Source organism: Paraburkholderia phymatum, from assembly GCF_040965635.1.
Lineage (GTDB): Bacteria > Pseudomonadota > Gammaproteobacteria > Burkholderiales > Burkholderiaceae > Paraburkholderia > Paraburkholderia phymatum_B.
This window is the reverse complement of record NZ_JBFRCH010000029.1, coordinates 15,929-31,569: the sequence shown is the minus strand read 5'-3', so window position 1 is coordinate 31,569 and position 15,641 is coordinate 15,929. Positions and strand designations below refer to the sequence as shown.

Here is a 15,641-nt window from a genome sequence, read left to right as displayed (position 1 = left end):
CGCAAAGCACGCGGAGGTAATCGACATCACGTCGAGAACACCTGGCCTGCGTGTTCTATTCCGTCGAAAATTTTCCGGCCTCGAAGGAACAAGCCGACGACCCCGGCTGTTCTGGGAGGGACGGCATCGCGTCGGGCGCATCAGCCGACCGGCGGCCGTTTATCTCATCCATTCGAGGACCTCAGCATGCGTACACCTTTTCTCATCGCGGCGGCGATTGCAGTCTCAACCTTTATCGCGGCGACGCCCGCCAGTGCCGCATGGCACGTCGACAACGCGCAGTCGACATTCACGTTCGTCACCGCAAAAGCGGGTGTGCCGGGGTCGTCGGCGGTCGAGGAGGTTCAGGCGTTCCGGCAGATCGGCGGCACCGTGAGCGACGACGGAAGATTGCAGTTCAACGTGGATCTCGCGAGTGTCGAAACCAACGTCGGGCTGCGTAACGAGCGCCTCAAGGACCTGCTGTTCAAGGTTGCGCAGCATCCGCAAGCGGTGTTCAGCGCTTCTGTCGATGCACGGCGTTTCGATGCGTTGCCCGTCGGCGGTACGGCCGATGTTCAGCTCAACGGCACGTTGACGATTGCGGGGCAGTCGAATCCGCTTCTCGCCGATCTGCGCATCGTCAAGCTCTCGCGCAACGCGCTGCTCGTCGGAACGCGTGTGCCGATTATCGTGAGCCTGAAAGAATATGGCTTGCAGGAAGGCGTCGATGCGCTGCGCAATGTGATGAACCTGAATGTGCTGTCAGGTTCGGCGCCCGTGACTTTTTCCGTGATGTTGCGCGCGGATCGTTGAGCGGCGGGTCGGTACGAACGTATCGCAATCGAAACAGTACGGCAGGCGGACTCGCATGACTCCAGGCACACAGTCCGCTTTGCCGCACATCGCGATGCGCTGGCCGCATCCGCGGAGTTTTCCATTGCGCAGGCTTTGACAGGCTGCGTGCACGAGCATCGTCGCGATTGCCGGGACGCATGGACGGCTCGCGCCGTCGAACGAAAACGCAACTACCGGTCTGCCGCAGCCAGCCCACGCGCGCGCCTTTGGCGGCAACTTCCGCCTTGCACGAAGAGGCCCGATCGTAAGGCCAAACGCGCGACCGCTACTTCTTTTTTCTCGCCGACGAGGCCTTCATTTCGATCACATCGGGCGACCGCTTGCGTTTGCCCGGCACGACACCCATGCGCGGATCGCGCTCGCGCGCAAGCACGACCATGTCTTGCGCGACGGTTTCGAACTCGGGATGGCTTTGCGACGCATACAGCCACTTGCCGAGCACGGGATGCGGGACAAGCGCGGGATACGCTTGCAGCAACCCGGCTTGCCGGTCATGTGACGTGCACACGAAGAGCCCATTCCACGGCTCTTCACCGCTTGCGACTGCGAGATAGAGCAAACCGTCGAGCCACGCGGCCTGCATGTTGAAGAAGCGTTCGCGCGAATAGCCGGGATCTCGTTCGAGAGGCTCGAAAATCCACAGCAGCGGGTTCTCGCGTTTTCGTTTCGGGTTCAGATCGACGGACAACATGGTGAGATCTTCATGAATCGATTACCTCGATGATATAGCCGCTCGTTGCATCGTTTCTTTCTGCTGCCCATCGCGTCTTGCCGGGTTTCACGCGAATGCCCGCGAGAAACAGGTATCGTATCGCCGATAACGCGCCGCAAGGCATCAACGGCAATCCGCGGAAATCCGCACAAGTCAGCAGAGAGAGAGGGAGCAGCAATGGCAACGAAGATCGAAACGATAGGCATCGTTGGCGCAGGCACGATGGGCAACGGGATCGCGCAGGTGTCGGCGGTGGCGGGCCTCAAGGTGGTGCTCATCGACGTCACGGATGCCGCGCTCGAAAAGGGTATCGCGACGCTCACGGCGAGTCTCGCGAAGCTGGTGGAGAAGGGCAAGATCGACGCATCGGCGCGCGATGCCGCGCTCACGCGCATCGAAACGTCGACTGACTATCAGCGCCTTTCCAGCGCGGATATCGTCGTCGAAGCGGCGACGGAGAACGTCGAGCTGAAAATCCGCATTCTGCGGCAGATCGAATCCATCGTGAGCGGCGAGACGATCGTCGCGTCGAATACGTCGTCGATTTCGATCACCGCGCTCGCCGCGACGCTCGCGAAGCCCGAGCGCTTTGTCGGGATGCACTTCTTCAACCCCGTGCCGCTGATGCCGCTCGTCGAAGTGATTCGTGGCTTGCAGACCGCCGACGATACGGCTGCCGCCGTGCGCGAGCTGACGCAGCGGCTCGGCAAGACGCCCGTCAACGTGAAGAACGCGCCGGGTTTCGTGGTCAACCGGATTCTCGTGCCGATGATCAACGAAGCATTCTTCGCGCTGGCGGACGGCATCGCGACGGCGGAGGAAATCGACGAGGGCATGCGGCTCGGCGCGAATCACCCGATCGGGCCGCTCGCGCTCGCGGACCTGATCGGGCTCGACGTGTGCCTGTCCGTGATGGATGTGTTCCTGAAGGACTTCGGCGATTCGAAGTATCGCGCGTGTCCGCTGCTGCGCGAACTCGTCGCGGCGGGGCGCCTCGGCCGCAAGACGGGACACGGCGTCTATCGCTACGATCAGAAGCGGTAAAGCAGTTAGCCCAACTCGAACGAAGTGACGCCGAACACCTCCGCGAGCGGAATGTCCGGCGCCTCTTTCGTGTACATGCGCGCCGTCTCGAACACGCTTGTCATGCCATGGCGCACGGCGAGCGCCACGGCTGCCGGGTTCGGCTCGGGCACGTCGAGCGTCACGGTTTCGCCGGGACAACGCGCGACGAGCGCGGTGAACAGCGTTTCGGCGATCTGCGCGTCGTCGGCGAAAAGCGGTCCGAGCTTGCGGCCTTCGCGGCATCGGCGCAGCACGCCAAATCCGCGCATCTGTCCATCGACGACGTCCGCCAGCGCGACGGCATCGGGCTGACCGATCCACTCGCGAAGAAAGCTGTCGCGAGGCGCGGGAAAGAAGCGACGGTCGTAGGCACTCAGCTGATCGAGTGGCAACGCGTGTGCATCGAGTAACGCCGCGCTGCCCGCAATGCCAGCCTCTGCAATGCCCTGAAACCGTATGTTCCTGTACGCAAGCGCGAAGCCCGACTTTCGATAGTTCGGCTGTTGCGCGACCACGCCATCGAGCCCGATGTTGCGCTCGCCGAGATACGCGATGCCATGCTGCCAGATGCGCAGGCCCAGTCCCTTGCCGCGAAACTCCGGTTTGACGATGTACAGCCCGATGAAGCCGAAACGCGCGTCGTACGCGACGGCGGAAATCGAGCCGACCGGTTCGCCGCGCAATACGCCGACGAAGAACCCATTGGGATCGGCCGCGCGAAAGCAGCGGGCGTCGTGCGGGCCGGGATTCCAGCCTTCGATCGCGGCCCATTCGATCACGCGGTCCACTTCGTCGGCTGTCATGGTGCGCACGATGAGGTCGCGCGCCGTGTCCGTCGATTCGTCCATGGTGTCTCCTTGATGCCGTTCGAGTCCATGCCTGTCGACGCCTATCATGCAGCGAAAATCGCTTTTATGATATGTGCGACGCGCAACCCTCGCGCCATGTCAAGCTTTTGCGATTAAATCGTGTGCGATATATAATGCGGTTGTGACGAGACATCCGTCTCACGCCGACGAGGACGCATATGAAGACCACCGCCAAGGCAGACGCCGCGAATCCGAAGCTTGCCGATTTTCTGTGCTTCGCCGTTTATTCGGCAAATCTCGCATTCGGCAAGGCATACAAGCCGATTCTCGAGGAACTCGGGCTGACCTACACGCAATACATCACGGTGATCGCGTTATGGGAAGAGGACGATCAGACCGTCGGCAGCCTCGGTGAAAAGCTGTTTCTCGAATCGAACACGCTGACGCCGATCCTGAAGAAGCTCGAAGGCATGGGCTATCTGGAGCGGCAACGTGATCCCGAAGACGAGCGCCAGGTTCGCGTCAGTCTGACGAAGAGCGGCCGGCGCCTGCGCGAGAAGGCGCTGAACATGGATCTTGTCGAGGCGACGGGCCTCACGCCCGATGAATTCTCGAAGGTGCAAAAGGCGATCGTCACGCTGCGCAACAACCTGGTCAAGGCCGTGAACGAGCAGCAATAGTCGTATTTCCGCCTGAAGCAGCGCGGGCCCGGCATGTCTGCTGCGCCCGCGCTGCGCGTTTACGCGGACCCGGCCCAGTGCCGATCTTCGTGCGCTTTTTCACACAAGTCTTTTTCAAAAAATGATCGCACGCGATTGAATCGCATCCTTGACATGTCTTTGGCTTTGTTTAAAATGCATCGCATGCGATTGAATCGCGTACGCTGTTGAGTCGGACGAAAGGCCGAAAGCGCCAGTCCGCATCGATCAGCGATTTGTAGACAGACAGAGTGCCCTCGACCGAGGGTCTTCAACTACCGGAGAGAAATGATGAACAAGTTCTTCAAAGCCGCAGTTTTCGTTGCAGCGAGCGTTGCTGCTTCTGCTTCCGCTTTCGCGAGCGGATACGGTCCCGCGCCGCACTACAACCCGATCGAGGGCGCGCCAGCTTCCCAGCAAGGCGCCGCGGCGATCGTTGCAGACGCCGGCCGCGAAGCGACGGGCAACGAGAACACGGCAGCGGTGGGCGGCATGGCGGATTCGGCGGTTCAGTCGGGTCACCGCGTAATCGCCCGCGACCTCGGCTCGACCTTCAACCATCACTAATCACACACAACACGCAAAGGAAATCATCATGGCACGCATCGAAAACGTACTCTATACAGGCAAGACCCACACGTCGGGCGGGCGGGAAGGCGCGTCGCGCAGTTCGGATGGCCGGCTGGATATCCAGCTTTCGACGCCCGGCACGAACGGCAAGGGCACGAACCCCGAGCAGCTTTTTGCGGCGGGCTGGTCGGCTTGCTTCATTGGCGCGATGGGTCTCGCGGCGCGCGAGCTGAAAGTGACGTTGCCCGCTGACGCGAGCGTCGACACCGAAGTGGACCTCGGCACGGGTGAGGGCGGTTATTTCTTGCAGGCGCGTATGAACGTGAGCCTGCCGGGCCTGAGCCGCGACGTCGCGCAAACGCTCGTCGAGGCGGCGCATCAGACTTGCCCTTACTCGAAGGCGACGCGCGGCAACATCGACGTTGAAATCGCGCTTGTTTGATGTGCCTGAGCCGGTCCGCGAAGTCTCTTTCGTGAAAGGGACGAGCGGACCGGTTGCCAGTCACGATTAACTGCGATTCAAGCGCGATTCGCTTGTGGCGGTTGCGGATTGTTCGACGGATCGGTGTCGTATTTGAAAATCCGCTCGATGCCCGCATCGCCGGGCAGCGCCGACAATGCAGCTTCGAGCGAATCCGCGACTTCCTCGTCGTACACGTCTTCGCCTTCGACGTACACGGTAAAGGACCGCAAGTACTTCGCCTTCTTCTCTGGGTTCTCGATTGTTTGCCGGGTCCATTCGTATAGCCGGTACGCCGACGTGCCCATCGCTTCCGCTTCCTTGACGTACTCGGCGAATGCGTCGAACTGGCATTTCAGCGAGGCCTTGTGCCGCCGCAAGATGTCGCGCAGCGGTGGATAGCTGTCCGACATGGGGTCCGCGCGCAACGCGCTGGCCCGTTCGTCCGCCACGGTGATCCTGATCTGGAATTGCCACGTGTTGTCCATCGTTCCTCCGCGTTGAGCCCTTCGCGGGATTCTAGCGAATGGCTGAAATTTCAGCCTCCCCATCGGACCGATTCTGAACTCTCAGAACGACGCGTCCGCCTGCATTTTCTCCGTCGATAAAAAAACAATCAAATCAATGAGATGGCGCGATTCGTAGAAACCGAAATCTGGCATGGCCCTTGCGCTATACCCGCCCACTGGCCACGAGGCCATCACGACGCGTGACACAGCGACGCCGCGATGCAGTCCGCGCACTCAAATCAAGGAGACATGCTTTGCAAACGAGTTCCCACGCCCCGAGCCACTCACGGCCGATGCCTGCGCAGCAATCCGCCAGCAAGACCCGCTTCTGGCCGGAAGGCTGGTGGAAGCTGATGGAATACCGGATCGGCATCATCCCGCTGCCCGTCTATTTCATCCTGCTCGCGCTGATCGCGGGCTTCGCCGTGACGGGCAAAGTGCCTGGCGAGATATCGATGGCGATCGCCGTGCTCGCGTTTTTCGGCTTCACGTGCGCCGAATTGGGCAAACGCCTGCCGATTCTTCGCAACATCGGCGCGGCTGCGATCTGCGCGACCTTCGTGCCTTCCGCGCTGACCTTCTATCACCTGCTGCCGAAGCCCATCCTTCACCTCACCACCGACTTCACCAAGCAGACGAACTTCCTGTACCTGTTCATCGCGTCGATCATCGTCGGCAGCATTCTGAGCATGGACCGGCGCGTGCTGATTCAGGGCTTCCTGAAGATCTTCGTGCCGCTCGCCGCCGGTTCGATTGCGGCTGCGCTCGTCGGCACGGCCGTCGGCGCGGCGTTCGGGCTCGGCGTGCGCCACACGCTGCTGTATATCGTCGTGCCCATCATGGCGGGCGGCGTGGGCGAGGGCGCGATTCCGCTGTCGGTCGGCTACTCGGAGATCATGCATTTGCCGCAAGGCGAGCTGTTCGCACAGGTGCTGCCGCCCGTGATGCTGGGCAGCCTCACGGCGATCGTGCTCTCCGGCGCGCTCGACATGCTCGGCAAGCGCCTTCCGCATCTGACGGGCGAAGGGCGTCTGCAGGTCGGCGAGACGGATGAAATGGACCCCGTGAAAGAAGAAATCACCGGCCATATCGACGTGACGCATATCGCTGCAGCGGGTATCACGGCGATCACGCTGTATCTGCTCGGCCTGGCGTGCCGCGATTTGTTCGGCTTGCCCGCGCCCGTCGCGATGCTGTTTCTCGCCGTGCTGGTGAAGCTCGCGCGCGCCGTGTCGCCGCAGTTGCAGGAAGGCGCGTTCGTCGTCTACAAGTTCTTCTCGACGGCTGTCACGTATCCGCTGCTGTTCGCGATCGGCGTCGCGATGACGCCGTGGGACAAGCTGATCGCCGCGTTCACGTTCGCCAACATCGTGACGATCGTCGCGACGGTCGCGACGTTGATGGGCACGGGCTTTGTGGTTGCGCGTCTGTTGAAGATGTACCCTATCGACACGGCGATCGTGAACGCCTGCCACAGCGGCCAGGGCGGCACGGGCGACGTCGCGATCCTGACGGCCGCGAACCGCATGACGCTGATGCCGTTCGCGCAGATCGCCACGCGTATTGGCGGCGCGATCGTCGTCACGCTGACGCTGATCCTGCTTGCGCATTTCGGTTGATGCGCCGCTGCCTGACGCGGCCCGACCGTGCGGCAACGCGCGGCGCGGCGTCGCCCGATGTCGAGCGCGGCTCACGCGCCCTTCGCCAACAGGCATTGCGTACCGATGAGGCTGAACGTGCGCGTGAGAATAAGAGGGATACCGTTGTGGGGATGGGCCGCCGCGGCCGCGCTGTACTTCGGCGTGGCCGCGGCGGCCGTCGAGTTTGCATGGGACCGCGCGATCGACGCGCTCGCTGAAGTCGGCGCGCATCGGCTGGACCTGTATACGGCAAGCCTTAAGAGCGAGCTCGGCCGCTTCGAGATGATGCCCGCCATCGTCGCGCGGCAGGACAGCGTGCGCTCGTTGCTGGCCACAGGCCCGGGCGCGTCGCCCGAACTGCTGCACGAAGTCGACACCTATCTCGAAGCGGTGAACGACGATGCGGGCAGCCTCGCCGTCGACGTGATCGACCTGCAAGGCTCCGTCATTGCCGCGAGCAACTGGAACCAGTCGCTCAGCTTTGTCGGCACCAATGTTTCCTATCGGCCGTACTTCAAGGACGCGCTCGCGCGTGGTTCAGGGCGCTTCTTCGGCATCGGCACGAACACGGGCATGCCTGGGTTGTACTTCGCGAGCGCGGTGCGCGATGCGGGCAAGCCGATCGGCGCGGCGGCCGTGAAGGTGAGCGTCGATGCGCTCGAAGCCGCATGGCGCACGCCCGGCGAAGCGGCGATGGTCATCGACGGCAACGGCGTGGTCGTCATATCGACGGTGCCCGCGTGGAAGTTCACCGCGCTGCGGACCATCACCGCGCAACAGCAGCGCGAGATCCAGGCTTCGCGTCAGTACGCGGGCCGCAACGTCGATGCGCTTGCGTACCAACGCGTCGGCGACTGGAACGGCAATGCGTGGCTCGGCCGCTTTCCCGATTGGCGGCACCCGGGCAAGACGACGCGCTTTCTCGTGATGTCGCGGTCCGCGCCGCAAGCGGGCGATTCGGTGATGGTGCTGCTCGACGTCGCGGGCGCGCGCCATCAGCAGCAGCTTGCACTCGCGTTCGTGACGGGCGCCTTCCTGATCGCCGGCCTCTATGCGCTGTACGCGATCCAGCGCCGCCGGACGATCGCCGAAAAGCTCAACGCGCAGGATGCGTTGCGTCGCGCGAACGATCAGCTCGAGATCACCGTCGCGCAGCGCACAGCGGCACTGACGGCGACGAACGAACGCATGCAGCAGGAGATCGTCGAGCGCAAGCGGACCGAGCAGCGTCTGCGCGATACCCAGCAGGAAGTCGTGCACGCGGGCAAGCTGGCCGTGCTCGGGCAGATGGCCGCGGGCCTCACGCATGAGTTGAATCAGCCGCTCGTCGCGATCCGGACCCTGTGCGACAACGCTCGCACGTTCTTCGAGCGCAACCAGCCGGCACAGGCCGTCGCGAATCTCGAACGCGTTGCAAAACTCGTCGACAGCATGGCCGTATTGACGGCGGAGCTGAAGGCGTTCGCGCGCAAGCCGGAGGTCGAGCGCGTCGCGGTGTCGCTCAACGAAGCGGTCGCGCATGCGCGGCTCATCTACGATGCACGCATTCGCGACGAAGGCGTACGACTCGATGTGAACATTGCATCGGGGACGACGGTGTGGGCGGAGTCGAGCCAGTTGCAGCAGGTCATTGTGAATCTGCTCGGCAATGCGCTCGATGCCGTGCGCAACCAGGAGAAGCGCGTCATCACCATCGCCGCCGGCGAGCCTGACGAACGCGACCGCGTGCTGTTCACGATCGCCGATAGCGGCACGGGCATCGCGCCCGAAGTGCTCGCGCATCTGTTCGAGCCGTTCGTCACAACCAAACCGCGCGGGCATGGACTCGGCCTGGGGCTCGCGATCACGTCGCGCATCGTCGAAGGCTTCGGCGCGAGGATCACCGCTTCGAATCGCGCGGGCAGCGGCGCACACGGCGGCGCGGAGGGTGGTGCACAATTCACTATCGAATTCGCGGCGGCGACGTCGCAGAGGATGGCCCATGGGAGATGAGATTCGCGTGCTCGTCGTCGAGGACGACGAGAACGTCCGCTTCGGCGTCGAGCAGGCGGTTGCGCTGGCGGGCTTTCCCGTCAGCGCGTATGCGTCGGCGAAAGAGGCGCTCGCCGAAGTCGCGCCGGGCGCGCCGCTCGTGATCGTATCGGACGTACGCATGCCGGGCATCGATGGATTGCAACTGCTCGACAAGGTGATGGCAATCGATTCGCAGATTCCCGTCGTGCTGATCAGCGGACACGCGGACATATCGACGGCCGTGGGCGCGATGCAGGTCGGCGCGTACGACTTCATCGAGAAGCCTTTCTCTTCGGACCATATCGCGGGCCGCGTGGCGCGCGCCGTCGAGAAGCGGCGGCTCACGCTCGAAGTGCAAGGCCTGCGGGCTGCGCTGCACAACTGGCAAGGCATCGAGGCCATGGTGCTCGGCAAGTCGCCCGCGATGGCGGACGTGCGCAAGAAGATATTGCGTCTCGCCGACACGTCGGTGTCGGTGCTGATCACGGGCGAGACGGGCACGGGCAAGGAACTGATCGCGCGCAGCCTGCACGATTTCGGCGGACGGCGCGACAACCATTTCGTCGCGCTCAATTGCGGGGGCCTGCCGGAGCAGATTTTCGAAAGCGAGCTGTTCGGTCACGAAGCGGGCGCGTTCACGGGCGCGATCAAGAAGCGTGTCGGCAAGATTGAATGGGCGAACGGCGGCACGCTCTTTCTCGACGAGATCGAAACGATGCCCGTCGCGCTGCAGATCAAGATGCTGCGCGTGTTGCAGGAGCGCACGCTGGAGCGGCTGGGCGCGAACGAATCGATATCCGTCGATTGCAGGGTGATCGCGGCATCGAAGGCCGATCTCGCGGCACTATCCGCCGACGGACGTTTTCGTTCGGATCTGCTGTATCGATTGAACGTCGCGCAGATCGAACTGCCGCCCTTGCGCGAGCGCCGCGAAGACGTGCCGCTGCTGTTCGAGCACTTCGTGCTGGCGGCCGCGCGCCGGTTCGGACAGCCTGCGCCCATCGTGTCGGCGGCGCAGGTGTCGGAGCTGATGACGCATCAATGGCCGGGCAACGTGCGTGAATTGCAGAACGTCGCGGACCGCTTCGTGCTCGGGCTGACGGGTGACAGTCTGCTGACGGAAGGCGGCGATCCGAACAAGGGCGCCGCGAAGGGTGGCACGCTCACGGAACAGATGGCGTACTTCGAGCGCATGCTGATCGAGGACATGCTGCGCCGTCATCACGGCAACGTCGCCGATGCGAGCGACGCGCTCGGCATGCCGAAGAAGACGCTTTATCACAAGCTGCGTCAACTGAAGATTGCGGCGCGCGATGCGCAAGGCGAAGAGATCGACACGTAACACGAGCCGACAGCACGACGCGTCGGCGACCTGGTACTAAGGAACGATGCTTGCGCCTTGCGATGCAGAACCGGCATCGACGAAAAGCGCGGAGACGGGCACAGGGCGCTGATAAAAATAGCCTTGACCGAACAGAATGCCGAGGCTGCGCAGCGCTTCATGCTGGGCCGATGTTTCAACGCCTTCGGCAATCACTGCCATGCCGTAATGTTTAGCCATGCCGGCAATCGCGCGAATCAGTTCATATCCTTTCTTGTCGATCTGCCGCACGAACTGCCCGTCGATCTTCACGTAATCGAACGGGAAGCGGCCGAGCAGATCGAGATTGCTGTGCTGCGTGCCGAAGTCGTCGATGGCGAACTTCACGCCGCGCGCCTTCAGGCGCTGGGAGATCGCTTCCGTTCGCGGATGTTTCTGGAGCAGCAGCCGCTCGGTCAGTTCGAGCACGAGCGTGATGTCGTCGGGGAGCTTCTGGTTCACGGCCAGCACGTCCGCGACGAAGTCGTCGCGCTCCAGATTCATCGGCGCGATGTTCACTGCAAGGCGTAGCGGACGGACCTTCGTCTTCTGCGCGACTTCATCCGACGCGCGCTCGAGCGCGAAGCGCGTGATGCGAGGCAGCAGGCTGCTGCGCTCGACTTCCACCATGAACACGCCGGGATTGACGGGGCCCCATTTCGGATGCGTCCAGCGAATCAGTGCTTCAACGCCCGCGATGCGGCGTGTGGCGATTTCGACGATGGGCTGATACGCGAGGTGAAGCTGTCCCTGCTTCAGGCCGCGTCGCACGGCGGCGAGCATCAAGCGGCGCGGAGCGAACGCGATCAGCCAGGCCGCGGCGATCAGCAGATTCACGAGCAGGGCCGCTGCGCCTGCCAGCAAGCCGTGCTTCCAGTGCGCGTGCGAAACGAATTCCGGCGCGGCGACGACGGCGATCGAGAAGGCCCAGCGTGTCGACGATGAGCGTGTGCCTTGCCGCGCGGCTGCGCTGTCGGCGGGAATCATGTCGCCACTGTTGTTCAACGCGCCGGCATTGGACACGACGAGGACGACGTGATCCGCTTCGTAGCGCACGCCGTGCGCGAGCATAAGCGATATGGAAATCGCGCGAACTCATCGTCGGGCAGATTTGATCATTTGGCATAGCCGGAATGAGCCGTTAATTACTTTCAATGCACGTCCGTTTTATTGCCTTTTTCCATTCTCCTTCCGCAGTGCCCGAGACTTTTTTGCGCTTTTCTTTTATTCGCCCGATCGGGACGCGATCAAGCGCGCAGTTCGGACGGTTCGAGAAAGAAGTCCCTGTTGTTCGCGAGCCGCCCGATCATGAAGTCGATGAACGTTCTCACGCGCAACGGCTGCTCCGTGCGATGCCGGTAGTAGATGTAGATGGATTCGCGTTGCGTCACATGTTGCGTGAGCAATGGCACGAGCCGTCCGCCGCGAACATGCGACGCAGCCGAAAAGCTGCCTAGCTGGCCTATCGCGAGACCTGCGAGAACGGCTTCCGTTTCCGCGTCGATATCGTTCGCGCACAACGTCGCCGCAATCTCGCGGTAGACGATCTCGTTGCCGATCAGGAACTCCCACGGCGCCTGCTTGCCCGTGTTCGCGCGGCGATAACCCGTGCAGCGATGCGCGTGGAGATCGTCGACGGACTTCGGCGTGCCGTGCCGTTCGAGATAGGCGGGCGACGCGCAGACGATCAACTGAATGGGAAGCAAACGCCGCGCGATCGCGCCGCCCGAAGGAGGCGACCCGCCGCGAAACCCGACGTCCGCGCGATCGGCGACGAGATCGGTGAAGTGGTCGTCGAAACGGACGTCCAGCCGCACGTCCGGATAAAGCGCCGCGAATTCGAGGATCGAAGGCCACAGCACCGCGTGTCCCAACGCTTTCGGCGCGCTCACACGCAACGGTCCCGCGACTTCCTCCTTCGAGCGGCGGGCGTCGTCGATCGCCGACGACAGCATCGCGAGCGCGGGCTCGACGTTTTGCAGCAGCCGTTGCCCTTCTTCCGTCAAGCTCAGCTTGCGCGTCGTCCGATGAAACAGCCGGACGCCCAGCGTCTTTTCCAGTTGCATCACCGCGTGACTGGCCGCTTGCGGCGAGATGCTCTGGTCGACGGCCGCCTTGCGCAAATTACCGAGCGTCGCAGCGCGGACGAAAATCGAAATTGCGCGGACCTCGTTCATTAGGCAGCTCCGATTCGCAAATAAAAGTTGATTATCAGTCTAGCAATGTACAGCTAGTTTGTGCGAATCGGTCGTCCTATCCTTCGTTTCACTTTCACCACAAACGTAGGAGCAGATCATGAACAACGTCACGAAACAGCAGTTCAAGCGCGTCTGGTTCATCACGGGCGCATCGCGCGGTCTTGGCGCGCTGATCGCGCAGGCTGCGCTGGCGGACGGCAATGCCGTCGTCGCAGCAGGGCGCAAGATCGACGCGATCGTCGAGCGTCTCGGCGAATCGCCCGCGCTGTTGCCCGTCGCGCTCGACGTGACCGACGAGGCGCAAGCTAAAGCGGCCGTTGCGGCGGCCGTCGAGAAGTTCGGCCGCATCGACGTGCTGATCAACAACGCGGGTTTCGGCCTGCTCGCCGCGGTCGAGGAATCGAGCGACGCCGACGTGCGCCGCATGTATGACACCAACGTCTTTGGTCTGCTGAATGTGACGCGCGCCGCCTTGCCGGTGATGCGCAAGCAGCGCTCGGGGCATGTGATCAACATGTCGTCGATCGGCGGATATCGCGCGGGAGCGGGATTCGGCGTGTATAGCTCGACGAAGTTCGCCGTCGAAGGCATCACGGAATCGCTGCACGCCGAGCTGAAGCCGCTGGGCATTCACGCGACCGTCGTCGAGCCGGGCTACTTCCGCACGGATTTCCTCGATGCGTCGTCGCTCGTCGTCGGCAAGGACATCATCGACGACTATGACGACACGTCGGGCAACGTGCGCCGCTTTGCTGTCGGGATGAACCACAACCAGCCCGGCGATCCGGAGAAACTGGCCACCGCGCTGGTCACGCTCGTCGATGCGCAAACGCCGCCGCTGCGACTGCCGCTCGGCACGGACACGCTGAAGGCCATCGCGGACAAGAACGCGTACGTGACGGCGGAAACGCAGACGTGGAAGGCGTTGTCGCAATCGACTGACTTCGCGGTCTGAGGCGCGCTCGGTAGTTAATGGTGGGAAGGGTGATCGATCGGCAGACTGCCGTGCCGTGAATAAATCAAACGGCGCCCGCTGCGAATGCAGGGGCGCCGTTGCGCTTGCCTTGCGCCGATCAAGCAATCGGCACTGGCCGGCTTACTTCGGCGGCGGCAGCGAAGGATCGAGCATGGCCGAACCCTTGACCAGTTGATCCGTCATTGCAGCGGCAACCGGGTTCGAATGCGTGCCCGACCTTGATGTGGCTGGCTGATCGGACGTCGCGGCGCGGCTCATTGCGGCGCGAGTGGCCGTCGTGTCCGGCGGCGGCAACGCGGGATCGGCCTTCGACGAATCACGCGCCATTTGACCCGACGTGCCGATGGTGGGCGGATTCGATTGAGATGGCGCGCGCGCTTCCGCGCTCGAACGAAGCGCGGCCATGTCCGGCGTCGGCAGCGAAGGATCGAGCTTGGCCGATTCCCGGACCAGTTGGTCCGTTTCCGGCGTAGCGCCTTGGAGCATCATCGCGCGCCGGTCCAGATCCTCGCGTTCGCGCTGCGCGCGCGCTGCGGGCATGACCTTCACGCGCGACGAATCCCGGGCATTGACCGAGGCGACAGCCGTAGAAGACGGAGCCTGCTTCGGCTGTGCAGCGCGAGGCGCAGGCGCGACTTGCGCAGTGGGTGCAGCGGGCCGCGGCCCGGGCGCGACTTGCGCAGCAGGTGCAGGCGGTGGCGTCGCAGCCATTGCTTGTGTGGCAGGTGTGGCAGGCTGCGGCGCAGGCGCAGCTTGCGGAGCGGGTGCAGCAGGTTGCGGCTGAGTCAGCGCTTGCACGGTTGGCTCGGCAGGGTGCTGCGGTGCCGGCATTTGCGGGGCGGGCGCGGCATGCTGCGGCTCAGTCATCGCTTGCGTGGCAGGCGCGGCGGACTGCGGTTGAGCCATTGCTTGCGCGGCAGGCGGAGCCGGTTCCGGCTCGGCCTTTTTAGGCGCGGGCGCAGGAGCAGCCGGCTGCTGTGCAACCGAAGGCGAGGCCGAAGGTCCCTTCGTGATCGCACCGGACGTTTGCGACGAATTGATACTGCCTTGCGTCACCTGATTGTCGCCGACGCGGGAATTGGCGCTCGGAGCCTGCAAGGAGGAGTCATCCATGCCCGCTCGCGCCTCATCCGCTGCGCGGTGATCTGCCTGGAGAAGCATCATGTACGACGTGCCTGCTGCGCCGACGAGAAGCCCTCCGAGGATCATCAAAACTTTACTGGTATTCATCATACGTGCGAGTCGTTCAGCGACGAGAGCAGCCATGGTAAAGGACTGCCCGCGCCTATCATCAGACGAAATCCAGCCATTGGCGGACCTGACGAGGTTGGAACAGGCGAGCGATATCGGAAGAACGAAACCTTCTCAAAAGGGCGTTGATGGCCACGCACGCGATACAGCGAGCCAGTCGAAGCCTCCCGATTATCGAACGCTTCGGTTTAGTTTACATGTCGACGACGCGCGCCGCTCGACGCGCATTTGTCCGATCAATCCCACGCAGTGGGGTCGGACAGTTCCGGCCGACGCATGCCGTGACGCATGAACCAGTGCCGTACCGCACTGAGCTTGCGCGGCAAGCCCGGCATCCGGTTTCCTTCGATGCGCGCTTTCGCGCATGACGTCGCATACTCGATCGCCTCGTCCTCGGAAGAAAAGTAGCCGAGGATTCCAAAGGCTTTGCGCCGTCCGCTTGGACCCGTGACGAATACGCTGGCCGCGTAGCCGCGGACGCCGACGGACGCGAGTGGAATGATGAGATGGCGACGGTAATGCACGGCGTGCCTGTCCATGATC

General features: G+C 63.1%; 16 protein-coding genes. 9 read left to right on the top strand and 7 right to left on the bottom strand.

The annotated features are described in order from the left end of the window. Window positions 1-186: 186 nt before the first annotated feature. Window positions 187-795: a YceI family protein gene (locus AB4Y32_RS31490; RefSeq protein ID WP_368725069.1), complete on the top strand. Its 609-nt coding sequence runs from the start codon at window positions 187-189 to the stop codon at window positions 793-795. Between the two features lie 307 nt (window positions 796-1,102). Here the strand turns inward: AB4Y32_RS31490 and AB4Y32_RS31485 are convergent, their stop codons facing one another. Then, window positions 1,103-1,528, bottom strand: a complete 426-nt coding sequence (locus tag AB4Y32_RS31485; protein ID WP_368725068.1) for a hypothetical protein — start codon at window positions 1,526-1,528, stop codon at window positions 1,103-1,105. Window positions 1,529-1,726: 198 nt separating this feature from the next. On the opposite strand from AB4Y32_RS31485, the gene AB4Y32_RS31480 reads away from it, so the two are divergent. Beyond that, a complete protein-coding gene (locus tag AB4Y32_RS31480; RefSeq protein ID WP_368725067.1) occupies window positions 1,727-2,593 on the top strand; it encodes a 3-hydroxybutyryl-CoA dehydrogenase in 867 nt (288 codons plus the stop codon). 5 nt (window positions 2,594-2,598) lie between these two features. Here AB4Y32_RS31480 and AB4Y32_RS31475 read toward each other — a convergent pair whose 3' ends face one another. Beyond that, window positions 2,599-3,462 (bottom strand): GNAT family N-acetyltransferase, encoded by an 864-nt coding sequence (locus AB4Y32_RS31475; RefSeq protein ID WP_368725066.1) that lies wholly within the window; start codon window positions 3,460-3,462, stop codon window positions 2,599-2,601. A 179-nt stretch (window positions 3,463-3,641) separates the two neighbouring features. Between AB4Y32_RS31475 and AB4Y32_RS31470 the strand changes: the two genes are divergently transcribed. The 3 genes from AB4Y32_RS31470 (at window position 3,642) to AB4Y32_RS31460 (ending at window position 5,133) form a co-directional block, all read left to right on the top strand. Next, a complete protein-coding gene (locus AB4Y32_RS31470) occupies window positions 3,642-4,103 on the top strand; it encodes a MarR family winged helix-turn-helix transcriptional regulator (RefSeq protein WP_368725065.1) in 462 nt (153 codons plus the stop codon). A gap of 306 nt (window positions 4,104-4,409) precedes the next feature. Beyond that, the gene (locus tag AB4Y32_RS31465) at window positions 4,410-4,688 is read left to right on the top strand and encodes a hypothetical protein (RefSeq protein WP_368725064.1); all 279 of its coding nucleotides are present in this window, start codon (window positions 4,410-4,412) and stop codon (window positions 4,686-4,688) included. A gap of 28 nt (window positions 4,689-4,716) precedes the next feature. Further along, window positions 4,717-5,133 (top strand): organic hydroperoxide resistance protein, encoded by a 417-nt coding sequence (locus tag AB4Y32_RS31460; protein WP_368725063.1) that lies wholly within the window; start codon window positions 4,717-4,719, stop codon window positions 5,131-5,133. 77 nt (window positions 5,134-5,210) lie between these two features. Here AB4Y32_RS31460 and AB4Y32_RS31455 read toward each other — a convergent pair whose 3' ends face one another. Beyond that, window positions 5,211-5,639, bottom strand: a complete 429-nt coding sequence (locus AB4Y32_RS31455; RefSeq protein ID WP_368725062.1) for a hypothetical protein — start codon at window positions 5,637-5,639, stop codon at window positions 5,211-5,213. A 275-nt stretch (window positions 5,640-5,914) separates the two neighbouring features. Between AB4Y32_RS31455 and AB4Y32_RS31450 the strand changes: the two genes are divergently transcribed. From AB4Y32_RS31450 to AB4Y32_RS31440, 3 genes are all read left to right on the top strand, one after another. Next, window positions 5,915-7,279 (top strand): 2-hydroxycarboxylate transporter family protein, encoded by a 1,365-nt coding sequence (locus tag AB4Y32_RS31450; RefSeq protein WP_439899868.1) that lies wholly within the window; start codon window positions 5,915-5,917, stop codon window positions 7,277-7,279. 105 nt (window positions 7,280-7,384) lie between these two features. Continuing rightward, window positions 7,385-9,292, top strand: coding sequence for a sensor histidine kinase (locus AB4Y32_RS31445; protein ID WP_368725061.1), 1,908 nt, complete (start codon window positions 7,385-7,387; stop codon window positions 9,290-9,292). Next, window positions 9,282-10,655 (top strand): sigma-54-dependent transcriptional regulator, encoded by a 1,374-nt coding sequence (locus AB4Y32_RS31440; protein ID WP_368725060.1) that lies wholly within the window; start codon window positions 9,282-9,284, stop codon window positions 10,653-10,655. The genes AB4Y32_RS31445 and AB4Y32_RS31440 overlap by 11 nt, the downstream gene beginning before the upstream one ends. Before the next feature lie 36 nt (window positions 10,656-10,691). Here AB4Y32_RS31440 and AB4Y32_RS31435 read toward each other — a convergent pair whose 3' ends face one another. Together AB4Y32_RS31435 and AB4Y32_RS31430 are read right to left on the bottom strand one after the other, a co-directional pair. Next, the gene (locus AB4Y32_RS31435) at window positions 10,692-11,744 is read right to left on the bottom strand and encodes an EAL domain-containing protein (RefSeq protein ID WP_368725059.1); all 1,053 of its coding nucleotides are present in this window, start codon (window positions 11,742-11,744) and stop codon (window positions 10,692-10,694) included. 176 nt (window positions 11,745-11,920) lie between these two features. Then, window positions 11,921-12,850 (bottom strand): LysR family transcriptional regulator, encoded by a 930-nt coding sequence (locus AB4Y32_RS31430; RefSeq protein ID WP_368725058.1) that lies wholly within the window; start codon window positions 12,848-12,850, stop codon window positions 11,921-11,923. 118 nt (window positions 12,851-12,968) lie between these two features. Here AB4Y32_RS31430 and AB4Y32_RS31425 point away from each other — a divergent pair, with 118 nt between their 5' ends. Further along, complete coding sequence (locus AB4Y32_RS31425; RefSeq protein WP_368725057.1) at window positions 12,969-13,826, top strand: oxidoreductase; 858 nt, start codon at window positions 12,969-12,971, stop codon at window positions 13,824-13,826. 141 nt (window positions 13,827-13,967) lie between these two features. On the opposite strand, the gene AB4Y32_RS31420 is transcribed toward AB4Y32_RS31425, so the two are convergent. Together AB4Y32_RS31420 and AB4Y32_RS31415 are read right to left on the bottom strand one after the other, a co-directional pair. Beyond that, on the bottom strand, window positions 13,968-14,960 hold the full coding sequence (locus tag AB4Y32_RS31420; RefSeq protein ID WP_368725056.1) for a hypothetical protein: 993 nt from the start codon (window positions 14,958-14,960) through the stop codon (window positions 13,968-13,970). 374 nt (window positions 14,961-15,334) lie between these two features. Next, window positions 15,335-15,637, bottom strand: a complete 303-nt coding sequence (locus tag AB4Y32_RS31415; protein ID WP_368725055.1) for a hypothetical protein — start codon at window positions 15,635-15,637, stop codon at window positions 15,335-15,337. Window positions 15,638-15,641: the final 4 nt, after the last annotated feature.

Excerpts from the sequence above, each read along its gene's own strand:
- AB4Y32_RS31435 (WP_368725059.1), bottom strand. The coding sequence starts at position 11,744 with ATGCTCGCGCACGGCGTGCGCTACGAAGCGGATCACGTCGTCCTCGTC.
- AB4Y32_RS31480 (WP_368725067.1), top strand. The coding sequence starts at position 1,727 with ATGGCAACGAAGATCGAAACGATAGGCATCGTTGGCGCAGGCACGATG.
- AB4Y32_RS31475 (WP_368725066.1), bottom strand. The coding sequence starts at position 3,462 with ATGGACGAATCGACGGACACGGCGCGCGACCTCATCGTGCGCACCATG.
- AB4Y32_RS31460 (WP_368725063.1), top strand. The coding sequence starts at position 4,717 with ATGGCACGCATCGAAAACGTACTCTATACAGGCAAGACCCACACGTCG.
- AB4Y32_RS31440 (WP_368725060.1), top strand. The coding sequence starts at position 9,282 with ATGGGAGATGAGATTCGCGTGCTCGTCGTCGAGGACGACGAGAACGTC.
- AB4Y32_RS31425 (WP_368725057.1), top strand. The coding sequence starts at position 12,969 with ATGAACAACGTCACGAAACAGCAGTTCAAGCGCGTCTGGTTCATCACG.
- AB4Y32_RS31490 (WP_368725069.1), top strand. The coding sequence starts at position 187 with ATGCGTACACCTTTTCTCATCGCGGCGGCGATTGCAGTCTCAACCTTT.
- AB4Y32_RS31420 (WP_368725056.1), bottom strand. The coding sequence starts at position 14,960 with ATGGATGACTCCTCCTTGCAGGCTCCGAGCGCCAATTCCCGCGTCGGC.
- AB4Y32_RS31485 (WP_368725068.1), bottom strand. The coding sequence starts at position 1,528 with ATGTTGTCCGTCGATCTGAACCCGAAACGAAAACGCGAGAACCCGCTG.
- AB4Y32_RS31430 (WP_368725058.1), bottom strand. The coding sequence starts at position 12,850 with ATGAACGAGGTCCGCGCAATTTCGATTTTCGTCCGCGCTGCGACGCTC.
- AB4Y32_RS31445 (WP_368725061.1), top strand. The coding sequence starts at position 7,385 with ATGAGGCTGAACGTGCGCGTGAGAATAAGAGGGATACCGTTGTGGGGA.
- AB4Y32_RS31465 (WP_368725064.1), top strand. The coding sequence starts at position 4,410 with ATGATGAACAAGTTCTTCAAAGCCGCAGTTTTCGTTGCAGCGAGCGTT.
- AB4Y32_RS31415 (WP_368725055.1), bottom strand. The coding sequence starts at position 15,637 with ATGGACAGGCACGCCGTGCATTACCGTCGCCATCTCATCATTCCACTC.
- AB4Y32_RS31455 (WP_368725062.1), bottom strand. The coding sequence starts at position 5,639 with ATGGACAACACGTGGCAATTCCAGATCAGGATCACCGTGGCGGACGAA.
- AB4Y32_RS31470 (WP_368725065.1), top strand. The coding sequence starts at position 3,642 with ATGAAGACCACCGCCAAGGCAGACGCCGCGAATCCGAAGCTTGCCGAT.